The 20611-nt window shown below is 70.1% G+C and carries 17 protein-coding genes; 9 read left to right on the forward strand and 8 right to left on the reverse strand.

The genetic code is table 11. The features are described 5' to 3' along the window. Positions 1-26 precede the first annotated feature (26 nt). The 7 genes from JRI60_RS04345 (at position 27) to JRI60_RS04375 (ending at position 7622) form a co-directional block, all read left to right on the forward strand. Entirely contained in the window at positions 27-410 is a 384-nt protein-coding gene (locus JRI60_RS04345; protein ID WP_204224609.1) for a response regulator, read from the forward strand. Next, positions 407-1042: a GAF domain-containing protein gene (locus JRI60_RS04350; protein ID WP_204224610.1), complete on the forward strand. Its 636-nt coding sequence runs from the start codon at positions 407-409 to the stop codon at positions 1040-1042. The genes JRI60_RS04345 and JRI60_RS04350 overlap by 4 nt, the downstream gene beginning before the upstream one ends. A gap of 29 nt (positions 1043-1071) precedes the next feature. Then, a complete protein-coding gene (locus tag JRI60_RS04355; RefSeq protein WP_204224611.1) occupies positions 1072-2697 on the forward strand; it encodes a chemotaxis protein CheA in 1626 nt (541 codons plus the stop codon). 38 nt (positions 2698-2735) lie between these two features. Beyond that, positions 2736-4427, forward strand: a complete 1692-nt coding sequence (locus JRI60_RS04360; protein WP_204224612.1) for a methyl-accepting chemotaxis protein — start codon at positions 2736-2738, stop codon at positions 4425-4427. A gap of 63 nt (positions 4428-4490) precedes the next feature. Further along, the gene (locus JRI60_RS04365) at positions 4491-6182 is read left to right on the forward strand and encodes a methyl-accepting chemotaxis protein (protein ID WP_275439098.1); all 1692 of its coding nucleotides are present in this window, start codon (positions 4491-4493) and stop codon (positions 6180-6182) included. Positions 6183-6204: 22 nt separating this feature from the next. Beyond that, positions 6205-6717 carry a chemotaxis protein CheW gene (locus JRI60_RS04370; RefSeq protein WP_204224613.1) on the forward strand — a complete coding sequence of 171 codons (513 nt, stop codon included), beginning with the start codon at positions 6205-6207 and terminating at the stop codon, positions 6715-6717. Further along, on the forward strand, positions 6714-7622 hold the full coding sequence (locus tag JRI60_RS04375) for a CheR family methyltransferase (RefSeq protein ID WP_204224614.1): 909 nt from the start codon (positions 6714-6716) through the stop codon (positions 7620-7622). Before JRI60_RS04370 ends, JRI60_RS04375 begins: the two co-directional genes overlap by 4 nt. On the opposite strand, the gene JRI60_RS04380 is transcribed toward JRI60_RS04375, so the two are convergent. Genes JRI60_RS04380 through JRI60_RS04395 form a run of 4 tightly spaced genes read right to left on the reverse strand, consistent with a single transcriptional unit; the run spans position 7615 to position 10704 of the window. After that, positions 7615-8100 (reverse strand): PilZ domain-containing protein, encoded by a 486-nt coding sequence (locus tag JRI60_RS04380; protein ID WP_204224615.1) that lies wholly within the window; start codon positions 8098-8100, stop codon positions 7615-7617. The two genes, JRI60_RS04375 and JRI60_RS04380, sit on opposite strands and share 8 nt — an antisense overlap. Positions 8101-8110: 10 nt before the next feature. Further along, positions 8111-8602 (reverse strand): PilZ domain-containing protein, encoded by a 492-nt coding sequence (locus tag JRI60_RS04385; RefSeq protein ID WP_204224616.1) that lies wholly within the window; start codon positions 8600-8602, stop codon positions 8111-8113. Positions 8603-8653: 51 nt separating this feature from the next. Beyond that, complete coding sequence (locus JRI60_RS04390) at positions 8654-10060, reverse strand: glycoside hydrolase family 1 protein (protein WP_204224617.1); 1407 nt, start codon at positions 10058-10060, stop codon at positions 8654-8656. Beyond that, positions 10057-10704 (reverse strand): hypothetical protein, encoded by a 648-nt coding sequence (locus tag JRI60_RS04395; RefSeq protein WP_204224618.1) that lies wholly within the window; start codon positions 10702-10704, stop codon positions 10057-10059. The genes JRI60_RS04390 and JRI60_RS04395 overlap by 4 nt, the downstream gene beginning before the upstream one ends. A gap of 233 nt (positions 10705-10937) precedes the next feature. On the opposite strand from JRI60_RS04395, the gene JRI60_RS04400 reads away from it, so the two are divergent. After that, positions 10938-13175, forward strand: coding sequence for a P-loop NTPase fold protein (locus JRI60_RS04400; protein WP_204224619.1), 2238 nt, complete (start codon positions 10938-10940; stop codon positions 13173-13175). Here JRI60_RS04400 and JRI60_RS04405 read toward each other — a convergent pair. Next, a complete protein-coding gene (locus JRI60_RS04405; protein WP_239470341.1) occupies positions 13158-14882 on the reverse strand; it encodes a metallophosphoesterase in 1725 nt (574 codons plus the stop codon). The two genes, JRI60_RS04400 and JRI60_RS04405, sit on opposite strands and share 18 nt — an antisense overlap. A gap of 278 nt (positions 14883-15160) precedes the next feature. On the opposite strand from JRI60_RS04405, the gene JRI60_RS04410 reads away from it, so the two are divergent. Further along, positions 15161-15541 carry a hypothetical protein gene (locus tag JRI60_RS04410; protein WP_204224620.1) on the forward strand — a complete coding sequence of 127 codons (381 nt, stop codon included), beginning with the start codon at positions 15161-15163 and terminating at the stop codon, positions 15539-15541. 71 nt (positions 15542-15612) lie between these two features. Here the strand turns inward: JRI60_RS04410 and JRI60_RS04415 are convergent, their stop codons facing one another. The 3 genes from JRI60_RS04415 to JRI60_RS04425 all read right to left on the reverse strand — a co-directional run bounded on the left by JRI60_RS04415 (position 15613) and on the right by JRI60_RS04425 (position 20610). Then, positions 15613-17286, reverse strand: a complete 1674-nt coding sequence (locus JRI60_RS04415) for an ATP-binding protein (protein WP_204224621.1) — start codon at positions 17284-17286, stop codon at positions 15613-15615. 133 nt (positions 17287-17419) lie between these two features. Then, on the reverse strand, positions 17420-18478 hold the full coding sequence (gene cheB / locus JRI60_RS04420; RefSeq protein ID WP_204224622.1) for a chemotaxis-specific protein-glutamate methyltransferase CheB: 1059 nt from the start codon (positions 18476-18478) through the stop codon (positions 17420-17422). Continuing rightward, positions 18475-20610, reverse strand: a complete 2136-nt coding sequence (locus JRI60_RS04425; protein WP_204228727.1) for a hybrid sensor histidine kinase/response regulator — start codon at positions 20608-20610, stop codon at positions 18475-18477. The genes cheB and JRI60_RS04425 overlap by 4 nt, the downstream gene beginning before the upstream one ends. Position 20611 lies beyond the last annotated feature (1 nt).

A 20611-nucleotide genomic window follows, 5' to 3' on the forward strand; every position in this document is an offset into this window, starting at 1 on the left:
TCCCACTCCAACGCCGGAGGAATGTCATGCCCAAGAAGAAGATCCTCCTCGTCGATGACTCCCACACCGTCCTGCTGCTGCACAGGATGATGCTGTCCCATTGCGGCTACGAGCTGCTCACCGCACGGGATGGACAGGAGGCACTCGACAAGGCCTTCGTCGAACGTCCGGACCTCATCTTCCTGGATGTCCTCATGCCGCGCCTGGATGGTTTCCAGACGTGCCGGGCCCTGCGCCTGCGCTCGGAGATGAAGGACGTGCCCATCATCCTCGTCACCACCCGGGGCGAGCCGCACTACGTGCGCCAGGGCTTCGAGAGCGGTTGCACCGACTACATCACCAAGCCCTTCGATGGAGAGGAGCTGCTGGCCAAGGTCCGCAGCCACTTGGAGGAGGCACGGCCCTCATGAGGGAGCAGCTTCGCTGGGAGAACGAGGCACTGCGCGCGGAGGTGGCCACCCTGCGCGCGGAGAACGAGCAACTCAAGCGCTCGCTCGAGCGCAGGAGCGAGGACGAGCAGTGGCGCGCCCAGCGCCAGGGGCTGGTGGAGGCGGAGCTCTCCCATCTGGTGCGCCTGCGCGTGGCCTCCCAGCGCCTGCACGAGTCGCTGAATCCCGGAGAGTTGATGGACATCCTCCAGGACCTGCTCGTCAACCTGGTGGGCTCGGAGATGCTGGGCATCTTCGAGCTGGAGCCCACGGGCCAGACGCTGGTGCTGCGGGTGTCCATGGGCATCGACGCCGAGCGCTTCCGCCGGCTGCCTCTGGGGGAGGACCCCATCGGAAGGGCGGCGCGCACCGGCGCGCCCTGGCTGGCGGACCTGATGGAGGGCGTGTCCGAGCAGGCGCGGCATGAGGGGCCTCGCGCGTGCGTGCCCCTGCGCCTGGGCGGCCACGTGCTGGGAATGATGGTGCTCTTTGGTCTCTTGCCTCACAAACAGCGCCTCGTGCAGGAGGACCGCGAGCTGCTGGAGCTGCTCGCGACCGAGGGGGCGCGAGCCCTCTACTGCGCGCGAGGCATCTCCGCCGGGACACGGTCCTGAGCGGGAACCACTTCGTGGAGGGGGACACGGTGGACCTGGATCGCGAGCAACTGCTCGCCACCTTCGCCGAGGAGTCGGGAGAGCTCCTCAACGAGATGGAGCAGAAGCTCCTCGCTCTGGAGACGCATCCGGACGAGGAGGGGTTGATGTGCATCTTCCGGGGCGCGCACACGGTGAAGGGCGCCGCGGGAGCACTGGGTTTCTCCGCCATGGCGGATGTGGCGCACGTGGTGGAGGACGTGCTGGAGGTGGTGCAGGAGCGGCGGCTGCCGGTGTCGGACGAGCAGGTGTCGCTGCTGCTGGAGTCCGTGGACCGGCTGCGGGAGATGATGCAGGGCGCGCTGGTGGGGCGGGAGGGGCCGCTGGAGGGCCATGAGGCCCTGCTGGAGCGGCTGCGCGCCTGTGGCGCCGCGCTGCGCCAGCAGGCCCGGCCGATGGTGGCGCCCGCCGTGCCGGCGGAGGAGCCGGTGGTGGAGGAGGCGCCCGCGGGAGGGCGTCGGGGGCGCACGCTGCGGGTGGACCTGGAGAAGCTGGACCGCATCGCCACGCTTACGGGCGAGCTGGCCATCGCCCGCACGCGCCTGGCCCAGGTGCTGTCCACGGGCACGGCGGAGGAGGCCCTGGGGGTGCACCTCGAGGCGGACCGGCTCCACGAGGAGCTGCGCGAGGAGGTGATGCGGGTGCGGATGGTGCCGGTGGGACCGCTCTTCCGGCAGCACCTGCGCACGGTGAGGGACCTGGCGCGAGCGGAGCGGAAGTGGGCGCGGCTGGTGCTCAAGGGCGAGGACGTGGAGGTGGACACGGCGCTGGTGGACGGCCTGCGCGAGCCGCTGCTGCACCTGGTGCGCAACGCGGTGGACCATGGCCTGGAGACGCCGGACGAGCGGCGGGCCGCGGGCAAGGAGGCATGCGGCACGCTGGTGCTGAGGGCCTTCCACGAGCCGGGCTCGCTGGTGGTGGAGCTGTCCGACGATGGCCGGGGCCTGCGCTACGACAGGCTCCGGGAGAAGGCGCGAGGGCTGGGGCTGGAGCCGGAGCGGATGACGGTGGAGGAGCTGGAGGAGCTCGTCTTCATGCCGGGGCTGTCCACGGCGGACACGGTGACGGAGGTGTCCGGGCGCGGGGTGGGCATGGACGTGGTGCGCCGCAGTGTCGAGGCACTGCGGGGCATGGTGACGCTGCGCTCGGAGGAAGGGCGTGGCACCACGATGACGCTGCGGGTGCCGCTGACGCTGGCCACCATCCAGGGCTTCTCGGTGGGGGTGGGCGAGGAGACGTACGTGCTGCCGCTGGACGCGGTGCGCGAGTGCCTGGAGCTGCCGGCGGAGCGGTGCGGCCAGCCCGGCGGTGGTGTGTTGAATCTGCGGGGCCGGTCGCTGCCCTACCTGCGGCTGCGCGAGGTGTTGGGCGTGGAGGGCCCCGGGCCCGCTCGGGAGAATGTCGTCGTGCTGGGCCACGGTGGGGGCCGCGCGGGCCTGGTGGTGGACGCGCTGCACGGCGAGGGCCAGTGCGTCCTCAAGCCCCTGGGCCGGCTCTTCCGACACGTCCCCGGCGTTTCCGGCTCCACCATCCTCGGCAGCGGGCGCGTGGGACTCGTCCTGGACGTGCCCACCCTCCTGCGCATGGCCATGCGTCAGCGGGCCGCCGCGAGGTGAGTCCCCCGTTCCTCCACGCTTTTTCCAGAGAGAGAATCATGCTCGAGAACCTCACCATCTCCCGGAAGCTGCAGCTCGGATTCGGCGTGCTCGTCGCGCTGCTCGTCGCCGCCATCTGGGGTGCTTTCTCCTTCTTCATGATGCTGGTGGGCTACGACTGGTACTACCGCTCCCACGAGGTGCGGATCGAGCTGCGCTCCATGGGCATCGCCCACATCGACACGGAGCGCCGGGTGCAGGAGTACCTGCTCACGGGCAACGAATCCATCCTCGAGCCACTGGCTCAGCGGAAGAACACGTTCCTCAAGTCCCACGCCCAGGTGAAGAAGCTGGTGGGCGACAACGCCAGCGAGCAGGAGCAGCTCCAGCAGATGCTGGACCAGTACCAGCAGCAGTTCCTCCCGCATATCGAGCACCTGCAGCAGTTGCGCCGGGACGTGGATGCCGGGCGTGTCCCCATGCAGGCGATCGTCGACTACCTGAAGCAGGGCAAGGGGCAGAGGCTCCTGAACGACCTGTATGGCCTGGCGGAGAGCATCAGCCAGAGCGAGATCGCGGAGCGCCAGAGGCTCGAGGAGATATCCGACGCGCAGGTGCAATCGGTCAAGCAGATGTTGGTGACCGGGGGCGTGGTGGGTCCATTGCTGGCGGTGCTGCTGGCGTGGATGTTGTCACGCAGCATCGTGCGGCCGCTGCAAGGGGCGATGGATCTCACCGGGAAGCTGGCGTCGGGGGACCTCACCCACTCCATCGAGGTGCGGGGCAGGGACGAGACGGCGCGGATGATGGTGGGGCTGAGGGAGATGGTGCAGCGCTTCAACAGCGTGCTGGGTGAGGTGAGAGGGGCGGTGGGCTCGCTGTCAGGGGCTTCGGGACAGGTAGCGGCGGCGGCGCAAGCGCTGTCACAGGGGACGAGCACGCAGGCGGCATCGGTGGAGGAGACGACGACGAGCCTCAGCCAGCTGAGCGCCTCCATCAGCCAGAACGCGGAGACGAGCAAGCTGCTGGAGGGGATGGCGGTGCAGGGGGCGACGGACGCGGAGGAGAGCGGGCTGGCGGTGAACGAGACGGTGGAGGCGATGGCGGCCATCGCCGAGCGGATCGGAATCGTGGAGGAGATCGCGTACCAGACGAACCTGCTGGCACTCAACGCGGCGGTGGAGGCGGCGAGGGCGGGGGAGCACGGGAGGGGATTCGCGGTGGTGGCGTCGGAGGTGAGGAAGCTGGCGGAGAGGAGTCAGAAGGCGGCCAAGGAGATTGGAGGACTGGCGAGCAGCAGCGTGAAGGTGGCGGAGCGCTCGGGGATGCTGCTGAAGCAGCTGGTGCCGTCCATCCGCAAGACGGCGCAGCTGGTGCAGCAGGTGGCGGCGGTGTCGAGGGAGCAGGCCAGCGGGGTGATGCAGATGAACCGGGCGATGGTGCAGGTGGACCAGGTGACGCAGCGGAACGCGTCGGCGGCGGAGGAGCTGTCGTCGACGGCGGAGGAGCTGGCGGCGCAGGCGGAGTCGCTGCAGCAGATGATGACGTTCTTCCGGGTGGCGGGGCAGGTGGCGGCGCAGCAGGTGCGCTCGCTGAGGCCGCCACCGGTGCAGCTGCCGATACACCCGCCCGCGCAGGGGTTGAGGGCGATGGCGCAGGCGATGCCCGCGGCGCAGGCGACGCATGCCAGCTTCCCGGTGGTGACGGATCGCGCGGCGGCCGCCTCGGACCAGGACTTCAAACGCTTCTAGACGCAGACCCAACCTGAAGCAGTGCTCCAGCGGACAGCGACGTCATCCAAAGGCATACCCTCCATGTTCGACAACCTCAGCATCACCCGGAAGCTGCAGCTCGGATTCGGCGCGGTCGTCGCGTTGCTCTTCGTCGTCACCTGGGGGTCCTTCATCCTCTTCGTCGACCTGGTGAAGACCGCTGAAGAAGACTACCGCTCCTTCGAGGGCGTGCAGGAGGTCCGCTCCATGGGCATTGCCCTGCTGGACCATGAGGCCCGATTGCAGGCCTTCGCGCTCACCGGCAACGAGAACTACGCCCAGATCCTGCCCCAACGTCAATCCGAGTTCCTCCGGAGCCACGGCAAGGTGAAGGAGCTGATGCTGGACAACGCCTACGAGCAGGAACTGCTCCAGAAGATGCTGGACCAGTACCAGCAGCACTTCCTTCCCTATGCCGAGCGCCTGCTGGCGCTGCGGCGGGGTGTGGATGCCGGACGCGTGCCCATGGAGCAACTCCTGGACTACGCCAAGAACGCCCAGGGACAGACTGTCGTGGAGGCCATGCGGGGCATGGCGATCGCTCTCAGGCAGGAGGAGCAGAACCAGCGCGACCGGCGGAACGAGGCGAGCGGGGCGCATGTTGCCCTGGTGAAGCAGATGTTGGCGGCGGGAGGGGTGGTGGGTCCATTGCTGGCGGTGCTGCTGGCGTGGGCGCTGTCACGCAGCATCGTGCGGCCGCTGCACGAGGGCGCCCGGCTCACCGGGAAGCTGGCATCGGGGGACCTCACCCACTCCATCGAGGCGAATGGGCGGGATGAGACGGCGCTGATGATGAGAGGGCTGAGGGAGATGGTGCAGCGCTTCAACAGCGTGCTGGGAGAGGTGAGGGGTGCGGTGGGGTCGCTGTCAGGGGCCTCGGGACAGGTGGCGGCGGCGGCGCAGGCGCTGTCACAGGGGACGAGCACGCAAGCGGCGTCGGTGGAGGAGTCGACGACGAGTCTCAACCAGCTGAGCGTCTCCATCAGCCAGAACGCGGAGACGAGCAAGCTGCTGGAGGGGATGGCGGTGCAGGGGGCGACGGACGCGGAGGAGAGCGGGCTGGCGGTGAACGAGACGGTGGAGGCGATGGCGGCCATCGCCGAGCGGATCGGAATCGTGGAGGAGATCGCGTACCAGACGAACCTGCTGGCACTCAACGCGGCGGTGGAGGCGGCGAGGGCGGGGGAGCACGGGAGGGGATTCGCGGTGGTGGCGTCGGAGGTGAGGAAGCTGGCGGAGAGGAGTCAGAAGGCGGCCAAGGAGATTGGAGGACTGGCGAGCAGCAGCGTGAAGGTGGCGGAGCGCTCGGGGATGCTGCTGAAGCAGCTGGTGCCGTCCATCCGCAAGACGGCGCAGCTGGTGCAGCAGGTGGCGGCGGTGTCGAGGGAGCAGGCCAGCGGGGTGATGCAGATGAACCGGGCGATGGTGCAGGTGGACCAGGTGACGCAGCGGAACGCGTCGGCGGCGGAGGAGCTGTCGTCGACGGCGGAGGAGCTGGCGGCGCAGGCGGAGTCGCTGCAGCAGATGATGACGTTCTTCCGGGTGGCGGAGCATGTGCAGGGAGCGGTGCAGCAGGTGCGCTCGCTGAGGCCGCCGCCGGTGCAGCTGTCGATGCATCCGCCCGCGCAGGGGTTGAGGGCGGTGGCGCAGGCGACGCCCGCGGCGCATGCCGGCCTTCCGATGATGTCGGAGCGCGCGGCGGCTGCCTCGGAACAGGACTTCAAGCGCTTCTAGGACGGAGAGCCCCACCATGAGCATGAGCACGAATACGAGCACGGCCCCGGAGATCGCCCGTCCGGCGCAGTACCTCGGCTTCTCCCTGGCCGGTGAGACGTACGCCATCGAGCTGCTGCGCATCCGGGAGATCATCGAGCACGTTCCCATCACCCGGGTGCCGGGCATGCCTCCCGCGGTGCTGGGGGTCATCAACCTGCGGGGCCGGGTGGTGCCGGTGGTGGACCTCGCGATGACGATGGGGCTCGGCCCGCGCCCCATCACCCGGTGGACGTGCTTCGTCATCGTCGAGGTGATGCTGGACGGCGAGCGCACGGCGCTGGGGCTGCTGGCCGACTCCGTCAGCGAGGTGATCGACCTGGGCGCGGACGACATCGAGCCGCCGCCCGCCTTCGGTACTCGCGCTCCGGTGGGCTACCTGCGGGGCATGGGCCGCCAGGAGCAGCGCTTCATCCTCCTGCTGGACCTGGAACGGCTGCTGTCCGCCGAGGAGCTGTTGGGCCTCGTGGGGGGCGCGGCCAGTGGGGGCGCATGAGAGCGGTGACCCCGGTCGAAGCGCTGCTGTCCGGCGTGGGCCCGCTCCCGCTGTCCGAGCGGGAGTTCGTCCTCTTCCAGGCCCTGGTGGAGCGCGAGGTGGGCATCCACCTGGGCCCCACGAAGCAGGCGCTGCTGGTGGGGCGGCTGTCCCGGCGGGTGCGCTCGCTGGGGCTGCCGTCCTTCGCCGCCTACTACCGGTTCGTCATCACCCGGGGCAACGAGGCGGAGCGGGTGCGGATGTTGGACTGCCTCTGCACCAACGAGACGCACTTCTTCCGCGAGCCGGAGCACTTCGAGTTCCTGCGCCAGCGCGTCTTCCCGGAGTGGACGCGGCGGGCGGCCCAGGGGCTGATGGCGCGGCGGGTGCGCGTGTGGAGCGCGGCGTGCTCGACGGGCGAGGAGCCGTACTCGCTCGCCATGGAGCTGCTCTCGCACTTCCCCCCGGGCTCGGGATGGGAGGTGGAGGTGCTGGCGACGGACCTGTCCACGTGGGCCCTGGAGCGGGCCAGGCAGGGACTGTGGCCGGTGGAGAAGGCGGCGACCATCCCCGGGCCGCTGCTGAGGACCTTCATGCTGCGAGGTGTACGCAGCCAGGAGGGGTGGATGCAGGCGGGGCCGGAGCTGCGCTCGGTGCTGCGCTTCGCGCGCGTCAACTTGAACGACGAGCGCGGCTGGCCGGCGGGGCCCTTCGAGCTCGTCTTCTGCCGCAACGTCCTCATCTACTTCGGGGCCCAGGCGCGCGCGCAGGCCCTGAGCGCGCTGTTGCGGCGGCTGCCTCCCACGGGCTACCTCTTCCTCGGACACGCGGAGAGCCTCACCGGTGGCTCCGAGCCCGCCCGCTGCGTGGCTCCCAACATCTACTGCGCGAAGCCTCCGCCTCCCGCGGGCGCCAGCCCTACTTGATGCGCTCGAGCGCCAGGTCGAACAGGGAGGACTCCAGCCGCTCCAGGTCCTTGTCGGAGATGCCCAGCATGGAGAAGGAGACGCGGTGGGTGCCGATCTTCCGCTGCACCGACACCAGCTTCGCCCGGCCCGTCACCGGCTCCTGATTGCCCGGCAGGCGCAGCGTGAAGCCGGGCTCCTCCGAGTCGGAGGGCGGCTTGTGCATCATCACCGAGAAGCCCCCGCACGACACATCCAGCGTCATGGAGCGCGCCGGCCCCGTGGACAGGCTCAGGTCCACCTGCAGGCCCTGCGCGATGCGAAACGTGCGGCGGGCGGACTGGCCGGGGGGCAGCATCATTCCCTGGGCCGCCGTCAGCGCCCGCGCGAACTGCTCCCGGGCGGCGTTGTAGCGCCGCTTGTCCTCCTCCGGTAGCTGTCCCTTTCGCGCACGTTCATGGAGCGTCCGGAAGTGCTCCACCCACTGGTTCGGGCTCATCACGGCTCCTTTACGGAGGGGTGATGCCCACGCGGTCCAGCGCGAAGTCGATGAGGAAACCCTCCAGCATCTCCATCTCACGCTCGGTGAGGTCCAGGAAGGCGAACGAGGCCCGGTGCTTGTCGGCCCTCTGGAACTGCGACACCACCCGCACCCGGCCCGCCAGCGACGAGCCATCCGGCAGGTGCAGCAGCGTGCTCGGCCGCTCCGCCGTGTCCACCGCGTGCGGCAGCATCACCGAGAAGCCTCCCGCCGAGATGTCCAACGTGTTCGTCCACACGTTGCCATAGGCCATCTGGAGCTCCACCGGCAGCTGGTGCGCCACGCGGTAGTGGCGTCGCGCCTCCGCCCCGTCCAGCATCAGGCCCTGGGCATTCAACAGCGCCCGCGCGAACTGCTCGCGCGCCGCCAGGTAGGCCTGCCGCTCGGACTCCGGCAGCTGCCCCCGTCGGGCCCGCGTGTGGAGCGAACGGAAATCGTCGATGAACTGGATCACGCCCATGGTGTCACTCCTCTGGCTTCCTACTTTCCGGAAATTTCGCCCTCCCGTCCATCAGGGAGTGGGCGTCAATCCCAGGTTCCTCGCGGCTTCCCGGAACGTCTCCACCGCGGGGGTGGCCTGTCGCGTCAATTCCGCGTTTCCACGATCGACCCGGAACAGGCCGAAGCGCGGTTCATACCCCTCCGCCCACTCGAAGTTGTCGATCAGGCTCCAGTGGAAATAGCCGCGCACGTCCACCCCCTTCGCCACCGCCTGCTCCACCGCGTACAGGTGGCTGCGCAGGTAGTAGGGCCGACGCTCTCCCGTGCGATCATCCATGCCGTTCTCCGTGACGACCAGCGGCACGCCGAAGTTCGCGAAGCGCTCGAGCAACAGGTAGAGGCCCTCCGGATGCAGCTCCCAGCCCAGATCATTGGTGTCGTACCCGGCGGGTACGTACTTGTGGGAGAAGGACGGTGAGGTGTCCTGACGGATGTGATCCCTCGTGTAGTAATTGATGCCGAGATAATCGATGGATCCCTTCAGGCCGGGAATGTCCCGCTGGAGGGACACCGAGCCGGGCACGAAGAGGGAGATGCGGCCGGTGCGCAGGGCCTCGGGGACGCTCTCGTTGAAGAAGGCGTCGGTGAGGCCGGACACGGCCACGTCGGTGACGGAGCCGCTGGCGGGTTGGAAGTAGCGCACATGGTGGGCGATGCTGATGAGCGTGGCCTTGCCGTCCCCATCCGCGTCCACCGTGTCGAGGGCGCGGAGCTGGCGCGCGGCGCGGGCGTGGGCCTCCATGAGGTTGGCCAGCACCTGGGCCGCGGCCACGGTGTCCGTCTTCCCCGGCGGCCAGACGCCGTCCATGTAGCCGAACACCGCGAGCACGTTGGGCTCGTTGATGGTGCACCACCAGTCCACGTCGGCGCCGAGCAGCTCGGCCACCCGGCCGGAGAAGCGCTCGAAGGCGTCCAGCGTGGCGGGGTTCTCCCAGCCACCGGACTCGGCCACCCAGTTGGGCAGCGTGAAGTGGTGCAGCGTCACCATGGGCTCGATTCCCTGGACGCGCAGGGTGTGGGCCCACTGACGGTAGCGCTCGGCGGCCTCGGCGTTCCACGCGCCGGGCGTGGGCTCCAGGCGGCTCCACTCCACGCCGAAGCGGTAGGCGTTGGAGCCCAGCTGCTTCATCGACTTCACGTCCTCGTCGAAGCGGTTCCACGAGTCCGCGGCGGGGCCGGACACACTCCGGTCCTTGATGTGGGGCGCGCCATCCGGGAAGGAGGCGCGCTCCCAGGTGGCCCAGTCGTTCTCGTTGCCACCCTCGATTTGATGGCTGGAGGTGGAGGTGCCGAGCAGGAAGCCTCGGGGCAGGCCCTTGCCGATGGGGGCGGCGTTCACCCGGGCTGGATCGAACGAGGGCCGCTCGCTGCAGCCGGCGAGGAGGGCGAGGCCGAGAAGGAGGGCGCGGGGGCTCATGGCTGGGCGGAAGTGGAGGAGGAGGGGCGGGTGGAGAGGCCCACGGTGAGCATCGCGGACTGGGCGCTGCCGAGACGGAAGGCGAAGCCCTCCACCTGGAGGCCCAGGGAGGAGGAGAGGGGGATGTGGGCCCACGCGCGGGCTCCAAGGGGAAGGACATACGCCAGGCCCAGTCCGTTCCAGGAGGCGCCGAGGTGGGCGGGGACGAGGCCGTGCAGGTCGAGCAGCCCCGCGTGCAGGTCCACGGGGCCCACGCGGTAGAGGGCTTTCACCGAGGGTAGCACCTGGAGGGCGGGCCGCGCGGTGTAGGCGAGGTTGAGCACGGGGCCGCCGACGAGGCTCCAGCGCTCGCCGGTGTAGCCGGCGCGGGCGGTGAGGGTGAGGCTGGCGCCGGAGCCGTGGCGTTGCAGGGGCACGAGGGAGAGGACGCCGGCGTCGAGGGTGAAGCCGCCGAGGAGGAGGTGGCCCGAGGCGGCCTGGGAGGCGAAGGGGCTCATCCATGCGCCACCGCCATACGTGTAGCCGCCGGTGAGGGCGCCGAGGTCCACGCGCAGCTCCGAGTGGGGCAGGGCGCGCGGGGCGGACTGTGCTCGGGCGGCGGGCGCCACGGCGAGCGCGAGGAGGAGGAGGTGGCGGGAACGCATGGCGGCTCGCAGGATAACCGGGCGGCCATGGCCGACGGAACCCCGGGAGGCGGGGTTTTCCCCCGGTGTGTGTCTTTCTTTTTCTCAGAGAGAGCGGAGTCGAGGGCCGTCACAATCGAGGGGTCCCCACCCTGTCTCCTCACGGAGGTTCTGCGCAGGGGAGGCCCATGCGGCGACAAGCGCGAGAAGATGAGGAGGCCGTTGGCTCCACGCCATTGGAGAAACCGTCTCCAGTGCGGTGTCCATCCAGCTTTCACGCGGATGGTACGTACGGGAAGGATCTGCTCGACATCGACCAGGATGTCGCCGCGTTCGCCACGCTGATCGCCGCATGCTCCGTCACGCCCCCCCTCTCCATCGGGCTGTTCGGAGAGTGGGGCTCGGGCAAGACCTTCTTCATGCGACGCATCCGTGACGCGGTCGATGCCCTCTCCCGGGAGGCGCGAGACTCGGGGCGGATGCAGCGGGACCTGCCCTTCTACAAGCGCATCGTGCAGATCGAATTCAATGCCTGGCACTACGCCGAGGGCAACCTCTGGGCCAGCCTCGCCCAGCACATCTTCGAGAACCTGAGTGTGTCCGGAGAGGAAGATCGGACCGTCACCGAGAAGTTGCAGGAGCACCTGCTGCGGGAGCTGAGGGCCCGGGAGGGGACGCAGCGGCAGGCGAGCCAGGAGGAGCAGCGGGCCGAGAAGGCGGTCCAGGACACCGAGCGCGCGGTGAACGAGGCCCGGGAGCAGCTCGACACCCAGGCGCGGGTCGTGGCCGAGAAGTCCAAGCGCAAGGCCCTGCTCGGCTTCGCGCTACCGGAAGCGCAGACGGCGGTGAACAAGCTCCGGCGGGTGTTGGAGCTCCAGCCCGTGGAGGAGAATGCCAGGGAGGTCCAGGCCGGGTTGGCGGAGGTGAAGGGGATCGTCCAGCGTGGCGGCACGCTCCTGTCACCCCTGCTCCACGCTCCGGACAGGCGGAAGCGGTGGCTCGCGCTCGTGGGCAGCTTGTTGGTGGGACCCGTGGCCCTGCTCGTCGTGTGGACGCTCCTCGAGCTCCTGGGACAGACGCGCATCGCCTGGCTGTCCGCGCTGTCCTCCGGGGTCATGGCGTTGCTGACCTCGTTCGCGGCCTGGGCTCGCAAGCAGCTCGGCTGGTTCTCTGGCTTCCTGGACAAGGTCGAAGGGGTCCAACGCCAGTACGAAGAGGACCTGGCGGTGCAACTCGCGGATGAGACGGCCGAGCTCCAGAGGCTGGAGCAGGAGCTGCAACGGCTCCAGTCGGACTACAGCGCCGCGCGGCACCTCCACCAGGAGGCCCAGCGCCGCGTCTCCGAGTCGAAGGCGGAGCTGGAGATGTCCACCGCGAGCAAGCTGCTCGCCCAGTACGTCGAGGATCGTGCGGCGAGCACCGACTACCGCAGACATCTCGGGGTGCTCGCGCTCCTGCGAAACGACTTCGAGGTCCTGTCGGGCCTCGTCGAGGAGGAGAACTGGCGGCTGGATCCGCCCATCCCCGGAGAGCGCCCGCGCTCCGTGAAGAAGTACGAGACCCTGGAGGAGGAGGAAGAGGAGAAGACCCGGCGCATCAACCGCATCGTCCTCTATATCGACGACCTCGATCGTTGCCAGACCAGCAAGGTCGTGGAGGTGTTGGAGGCGGTGCACCTGCTGCTCTCCTTCCCCTTGTTCGTCGTGGTCGTCAGTGTGGATGGCTGGTGGCTCACCCGCTCGCTCAAGGTCCACTTCCAGGAGCTGCTCCAGGTCATCGAGGTGGAGGCGAAGTCCCGTGCGCGCACCCATGTCACCGGCAGGACGACGACCAGCGACTATCTGGAGAAGATCTTCCAGATTCCCTTCTGGCTGAAGCCGATGAGCCCCAAGTCCGGCCAACGCATGCTCGGCCATCTGCTCGCGGGCGAAGTCATGGCCGACAAGAAGGAGTCACCCCCGGTCTCCTCGGGTGCTCCCGATGGCACGAAAGAGCCTCCTCCTCCGGTCCGGATCAACCTGGAGAGCCTGAAGCTCAGCCAGGCGGAACACTCCTTCATCCGCCACGCCGCTCCGTTGCTGGGTCGCTCGCCGCGTGCGCTGAAACGCTTCGTGAACGTCTACCACTTCATCAAGGCGGGCCTGATGCCGTACGCGCAAAAGGACGCCCTCTCCGATGAGGTCCACCAGATGTTGCTCTTCCTGCTCGCGGTGGATACGGGCCTTCCGCGCGTGTCCCCGTTCTTCTTCCGCAGTTTGATGAGGGTCGCGGACGTGGACATACGCGAGACGAAAGACCCGGACCTGCCCAGGGATCTGCGCGACCTGGTGGCCAGGTGCACCCTGGAGGCGGCACCAGAGGCGCAGCCCGGGTGGACGACATTGCGGCGCTGGCTCCGGGATGTCGGGGAGCCGCTGCGCTTCAATCCCAATCTGCCCCTGCTCGCGCACTGGGCCTCGTACGTGGGGCGCTACTCAGTGCGGATGGAGTAGCCCGATGACGATGGGCGGTTCGATGAGCTCCGGAGGCGTGGCGTCCTTGTCATCCGCCACCCACTCCGGCTCGCGCGCCGTCTCCCCGGGCTTCCACGCGCGAGGCACCCGGCGGATGCCGATGGGGTAGAGCCACAGGCGTCCGTCCTTGTCGATCCGCAGCCGCAGGAAGTTCTTCCAGTCCGGGATGGCCAGTGCCGAGAACGCCTCGTTCGGGTGCGCTCCGAAGCCGTTGAGCGAGAGCAGCAGGTAGAGCCCCATCAGCGTCGGTCCGAGCAGGAAGCCCACCGCGAAGACGAGCACCGCCCCGAGCAACTGCTGCGGAACGCTCCCCAGCGGCAGCACGGCGCCCGAGATGGCGAAGGCGGCCCAGAAGGCCAGGAGCGCCCCGGCCAGGTGCGCGCACCCGTGCAGCACTCCCGCCACCCAGCGCCCACGCCCGAAGCGCGCGTCCGCGAAGCCGATCAGCCCCAGGACCAGCAGCGCCGAGAGCAATATCACCCCCGGGTTGACGAGCGCCGCGCCCAGCACGCGCCCCAGGTTCCACGTCACCGTGCCGCCCTCGCGCAGATCCGCCACCTGCATCCAGGACAGCAGCAAGTAGAGCAGTCCCGTGAGCACTCCGAACTTCGGGTTGTGTCCCACGAACCCCAGCGTTCGCCAGCACAGCCTCCGCGACTCCTCCGCCGCCGGGAACGTCTTGCGCTGGGTGAAGCCTTCCGCCAGCTCGCTCTCCTTCCGGGGCACGTGCGTCGGGTGCAGGAAGGCCCCTCCTCCTCCCGCGATGATCTTCTGCCTCCCCTCGGCATTGGCGTGCCGCCGGTAGTGGTGGATGTCCCCCGTCAGGAAGACGCTCACCTTCTTTCCGAACACCTGCTCCTCGAGGAAGTCGAGGTTGTTGTTCAGGTACGAGCGCTCCTTCGGCGCGCGGACCTGCGCCACCAGCCACGCGGGCTCCGCCAGGCACAGGATGATCCGATCCTCCTCCCGCATCCGCTTCGCTATCTCCTGGAAGTAATGCACCTGCGGCTCGTCCAGGTCCGACTCCAGTTGCATGTCCGTGCCGATCAGCCACCACCCGTGCGGTAGCTTCACCGCGAAGTAGCTGCGCCGCTGGTGCGTCTCCCAGCCCGCCGGGTGCCGCCCCTGACAGAACAGCCGCATGAAGGACACCAGCCCGTCGTACCAGTCGTGGTTGCCCGGAATGGCGAACAGGTGCGGCGCCGGCCGCTGCCCTCTCATCGCCGCGGTCCACGGCTTCACCGTGCGCTCCTCGTACTCCCCCACGCTCGCCGTCGGGTACACCTCGTCCCCGCCGAAGACGAGCACCTCGCCTCCTCGCGTCTCGTGGGTCGTCCCCGTCTCGTCCTTCAGTGTCAGCGTCGGCCGGGAGACCGTCTGCGCGATGGTGTACGTGGAGTCCCAGCCATCCCCCATGTCCGCCACGTAGTCGAGCCAGAGCTCCTCTCGCGGACGGCCCGCCGCGTCCACCGAGAAGTCACTCGGCTCCACCTTCGGTGCCGCCAGTGCATCGAGCAGCCGGCGATCCGCCTGGCTCCCGATCGTCGCTGAGATGATGGAGCGCACGCCCGTCTGGGCGAGCACGAGCGGGTCATACCAGCTCACCATCTTCCGGCCCTCCGGCCGCCGTGGGGGCTCGCCCGCGGAGGGCACCGGCGTGGTGAGGACTCGTGGATCTGCGGCCATGACTCTTCCTCCTCGTCCGGTCGGGAAGGGGCGCGCGAATGGGAGCGGGGGGCTCGTTCGAACCTGGGGAAGGGCCGGGTCTCGGTGCAAGGGAATGTCCCCCTCCCGGCCGGAGTGTCGGGTTTCCCGCATGGGGCCAGACGCATCGGGAGAGCGCTCGCGCTCCTCCTCCGGAATACGCGTCGACAACCGGGCTCTTCCGCCTCCCGGGGCTTGTCTCCGCGAGCGGCTCGGACAGATTGATACGCATCTCCGCCTTCCACGTGCAGGGGTGCACCATGGATGAGTCCTCTTTCGAGCCCGGCCTGGAACGGACGCTGCGAGCGCTCGTCTCCGCGGCCCGCTCCCACTCGCCCGAGTCCGAGGAGCATGCCGCCATCTCCCTCGCGGCCCGCTCCCTTCTGTTCCTTCACCACAGCGGGCAACTCGAGGCCTTCCGGGAGTGGCTCGCTTCTCCTTCCACCGTCCGGGCCTCGTCCCTCCCCATCCGCTCCTTTCACTCCATGGGCGATGCCCTGGTGTGGTTGGAGGGGCAGCCCGAGGACTCCACCGGTTCCCTCGTCGAGGTGGAGCGCGAGACGTATGTCATTGCCCTCGGGCCCACCGGGAGCTTCGTGCTCGTTCGCACGGTGACTCAGCACGCCCCCGTCGGCGGTTAGGCACGGGCGGGAGCTCGGGGACGGATACCCTCACCCCGACCCTCTCCCGGCGGGAGAGGGAGGGGGATTGATTACAGGGACGGGTGGGGTTCCGCTTTCAGGCTCACCAGCGGCAGCGTGAACGTGAAGGTGCTTCCCTTGTCCTGCTCGCTCTCCGCCCAGATTCGACCGCCGTGCGCTTCCACGATCCCCTTGGCGATGTACAGCCCCAGGCCCGTTCCCCGGCTCTCCGCTTCCTTCGCCTGCCAGTAGCGCTCGAAGACGTGGGGCAGCGCCTCGGGTCGGATCCCCGTCCCCGTGTCCCTCACCCACAGCCGCACCTCTCCCCGGTGCACCCGCGCCCCCACCGTCAGCTGTCCGCCATCCGGCGTGAACTTCACCGCGTTGCCCAGCAGGTTTCCCAGCACCTGCAACACCCGCGTCCGATCACACTTCACCCGCACGCTCTCGTCCGGCAGCTCCGCGGCCACCCTCAGCCCGCGCGCTTCCGCCAGCGGGCGCACGCTCTCCAGCGCCTCCAGCGCCAGCGAGGCCACCTCCTGCACCGAGGGTTCCAGTGGCAGCCCGCCCGCCTCGATTCGGCCCCAGTCCAGCAGATCCGAGATGAGTCGCCCCATCCGCTCCGCCGCCGCCTGGATCCGTCCCGCCTGCTTCTGCACCTGCTCGCCGCCCGGTTTCCCCTGCCACGTGCGCAGCAGCAGCGCCGACGCCAGCTGCACCACCCCCAGCGGGTTCTTCAGGTCGTGTGACACCACCGCCAGCAGATCCTCTCGCGCCCGCGTGGCACGCCTCGACTCGCCGAAGAGCCGCGCGTTGTCGATGGCCAGGCTCGCCCGCACGCACAGGTCCTCCGCCAGCGCCAGGTCGTTCGGGCCGTAGCGTCTCCCCGACGCACTCGAGACGAATGTCACCGCCCCCAGCGTGTGTCCTCGCGCCTTCAAGGGGATGATCATGTACGAGCGCGCCTGCAACCGGCTGAGCATCGCCGGGTGCTCGGGCTCGCTCGCGGCCGCGCGCAGCAGCGAGTCCGTCACCGCGGGGACCAGCTCCGGCTCGCCCGTGTGCAGCACCCGCAGCACTCCCACCGGCGCCGGACGCCGCTCGAAGCGCCTCGTCAGCGCGCGCGCCTGCTCCGTCTGGGTCGGGTCCAGGTGCGCCACCGCCACGCGCGACACCCACGCCCCCTGCTCCACCGCGTCCACCATGCACCAGTCCGCCAGGTCCGGCACCGCCAGGTGCGCCAGCAGCGTGTACATGCCCTGCGGATCCGGCGGGTGCGCGAAGAGCGTCGTCATCGCCTGGTAGAGGAAGGACTGTCGGCGCTCGGCCGCTTCCACCTCCGCCCGCGCCGCCTGCTCCAGCGCCAGGGCACGCGAGTACGCGGACTCCGCCTCGGTGAGGGGCCGCACCATCACCAGCATCCGTGTCGGGCCCTGTCCGTCCCTCAGCGGGGTGAAGCTGAAGGTATGTGGCCGGGCGCCGGTGTCGCTCGGCCACAGGGCCTGCACCACGTGCGTGGCCTCGCTGGCCAGCGCCACGCTTCGCCCGGAGTCCAGCAGGGCCCCTTCCTCGGCGCCTAGCGACAGCCCCACCCAGCGCTGGCCGATGAGCAGCTCCGGCACCAGTCCCAACACCCGCGCGCCCGCCTCGCTGCACGCCAGCACCTGGCCCGCCTCGTCCAGGAGGTAGGCGGGCTCCGGCAGGGCCTTGAAGGCCATCTCGAATCCGGACAGGGGAAGACTCATGGCAGCGCCGCAACGGGCGACGAGGGGCTCCTCTTCATTTCATGCCACCTGGGCTCCGTCCAGCCCGGCCGTGGGGCGACCCGGCGGGCGACATTCGGAAAGGTAACGTTGGCACCCGTCCCGTGCGCACCTTTCACGCTCCCTCGGTCTCTACTCCGGCGAGCTGCCGGAAGCGGTGGGAGAAGGCGTCCAGGGGGAGCACCTCGTCGGCCAGGCCCGCGGACACCGCCACTCCCGGCATTCCGTAGACGACACTCGTCGCCTCGTCCTGGGCGATGACCCAGCCTCCCGCCTCGTGTACTTCTCGCAAACCGTCCAGTCCGTCCTGCCCCATCCCCGTGAGGACGGCGGCGGCCTGCGCGGCACCAAAGACCCGGGCCGCCGAGCGGAAGAGCCATGTGCCCGACGGTCGGAAGCCTCCCACCGGCGCCGCGTTCGACACCTCGATATGTCTGTCCGCCCGCACCCCGAGGTGCCGGTCGTCCGGAGCGATGTAGACGACCCCCGGACGCAAGGGCTCTCCCTGCTCGGCCACCTTCACCTCCAGCGGGCACACACTGTCCAACCACGTGGCCAGTCCCTGGGCGAAGCCCAGGGCGATGTGTTGCACCACCAGGATGGGCAGTGGGAAGGTCGCGGGCAACGCCGAGAGGATGCGGTGCAGCGCCGCCGGGCCTCCCGTGGAGGCGGCGATGGTGATGACCGCGGGCGTGCCGCGGCTCGTCTGCACAGAAGGAGGCCGCGGCGCGGGCGTCTCACCGCGCGCCGGCCAGTGCCGCACCACCTTCACCTCGGCCATGGCTTTCACCGTGTCGCGCAGCCGGCGGGCCTCGTCATCGAAGTTGGGTGCCTGCGGGCCCACCAGCTTCTGCAGCACCGCCAGCGCTCCGGAGCGCAGTGCCGCCATGGACGTCTGGATGTCCCGCTCCACCAGCGTGGACACCACCACCACCGGGGTGGGCACCTCCGTCATGATGCGCCGCGTGGACTCCAGTCCATCCATGTTCGGCATCTGGATGTCCATGGTGACCAGGTCCGGCCGCAGGCGCCGGGTGAGCTCCAGCGCCTCCACGCCGTCCTTCGCCTCGCCCACCACTTCGAAGGAGGGGTCCGCGCGGAGGATCTCCACCAGCAGGCGCCGGGCGGTGGGTGAGTCTTCGGCGACGACGACGCGGAGCTTGTCGGGCTTCATAGGAGCTGTCTCAGGGTCTCCAGCAGATGGGTTTGATCGAAAGCGCTCTTCACCAGGTAGGCGCTGGCACCCACCTGCAGGCCGCGCGCCTGGTCCTCGGGCTTGGAGCGCGCCGTGACGAGGACCACGGGCAGCCGGCCGAAGCGCGGGGAGCCGCGCACCGCCTCGGTGAGCGCGAAGCCGTCCATGCGCGGCATCTCCACGTCCGAGACGACGGCATCGGCCCCCTCCGCCTGCAGCCGCTCCCAGGCCTCCTGTCCGTCCACGCACGCCAGCACGTCATAGCCGGCCGCCTCCAGGATGCTCTGCTCCAGCGTGCGCGTCGTCATCGAGTCGTCGGCGAGCAGGACGCGCCGGCGGGCCTTCTTCTCGACGGGGGCGGGGAACAGGCCCACCGGGGTGGTGCGGCCCTCGGCGGCGCGCACCAGGGAGGCGGCATTGAGCAGCGGGGCCATGCGCCCGTCGGGCAGCACCGCCACGCCCGAGACGTGACGCGCGCGGCGGATGCGCGGGCCCAGGCCGCGGATGAGCACCTCCTGCTCGGCCACCACCTCGTCCACCACCAGCACGGCGCGCTGCTCTCCCGAGGCCAGCACCATGGCGCTGGGGCGCGGGCGCGGGGCGCTCGCGGGCAGGCCGAGCACCGTGGCCAGCGTGGCCAGCGGCACCAGCGCCTGGGGCGTGGCCCACGTCTGCCGGCCCTCCACCACGCGCACGTCCCCGGCCCCCAGGCGCAGCAGGCGCGCCACGTTCTCGCCCTCCACCGCGAACGACTGGCCGCCCGCCGTCACCAGCAGCACCCGCAGCGTGCTGAGCGTCAGGGGCACGTCCACCGCGAAGCGCGTCCCCCGGCCCGGCTCGAAGGACACCTCCACGCTGCCCCGCAGCGCCTCCACCTGTGAGCGCACCACGTCCAGGCCCACCCCGCGCCCGGACACCGCCGTCACCGACTCCGCCGTGGACAGGCCGGAGAAGAAGATGAGCCGCGCGTCCCCCGCGTCCTCCATCACCGGCAGGCCCCGGGCGCGCGCACGCTCGCGGATGGACTCCAGGTCCAATCCCCGGCCGTCGTCCTCCACCACCACCTGCACCCGGCCGCCGAGCAGCCGCGCCGTCAGCGTCACCAGGCCCTCCTCGGGCTTGCCCGCCTCGCGCCGCGCCGCCGGACTCTCCAGGCCGTGCGCCACCGCGTTGCGCACCAGGTGCAGCAGCGGCTCGCGCAGGCTCTGCAACAGCGAGCGGTCCAGCTCCAGCGCCCTGCCGTGTACCTCCAGCCGCACCCGCTTGCCCGCGGCGAACGCCAGGTCCCTCGCGCTCCGCTCCAGCCCCGCGCATGCCTCGGCGAAGGGCAGGGTTCGCGCGCGCCGCACCTCCTCGTCCAGGCCGCTCGTGGCGGCCAGCAGCGTCCGCCGGTCCGCCGCCAGCGTCCGGCCGAGCTGTGCCAGCCGCGTCTCCATCCGCCGGGCCGTCACCTCGTCCGCGCCCCGGAGCCGCAGGCGGAGCTGGTGCAGCTCCTCGCGCACCGCCTCCAGCAGATCCACCCGCCCCTCCATCCGCAGGCCCGCCACGCGCAGCTCGCCGCTCCGGGCCAGCAGCGCGTCCAGCTTCTGGGCGGACACGCGCACCGGCAGCCCCTCCACGCCGGGCACGGGGGCCTCGACGGCCGGAGGCGGGGGCGGTGGCGCCTCGGGGGCGGGGGCCCGCTTCGGCTCCGCCCGGTGGACGCTCTCGGGCGCGTGCGCCGCCTCTTCCAGCCGGGGCAGCAGCGTCTCCAGCGGCGAGTCCGCGAGTCCCTGCTTCTGCGCCAGCCGCCGCCCCGCGTCGTCCAGCGCGTCCGCGGCGGTGAAGCACAGCTCCATCAGCTCCGGGCTGGCGCGTCCCAGGCGCTGCACCACCGCCAGCACCTCCTCCAGCCGGTGACAGGCCGTCTCGATGATGCCCTCGCTCACCGCCCGCGAGGCGCCCTTCACGCTGTGCACCGTGCGCAGCAGCGACGTCATCAGCTCCCCGAAGCGCGCGGGCGAGGGCGCCTTCTCCAGCGCGAGCAGCTCCCGGTTGAGCGCGGCCACGTGTCCCTCGAGCTCCTCGAGGAAGGTGGCCATCAGCGCCTGGGCGAGCCTGTCGCGGTCCATC

Origin of the sequence: Archangium violaceum, from assembly GCF_016887565.1 — a bacterium.
Classification (GTDB): domain Bacteria; phylum Myxococcota; class Myxococcia; order Myxococcales; family Myxococcaceae; genus Archangium; species Archangium violaceum_B.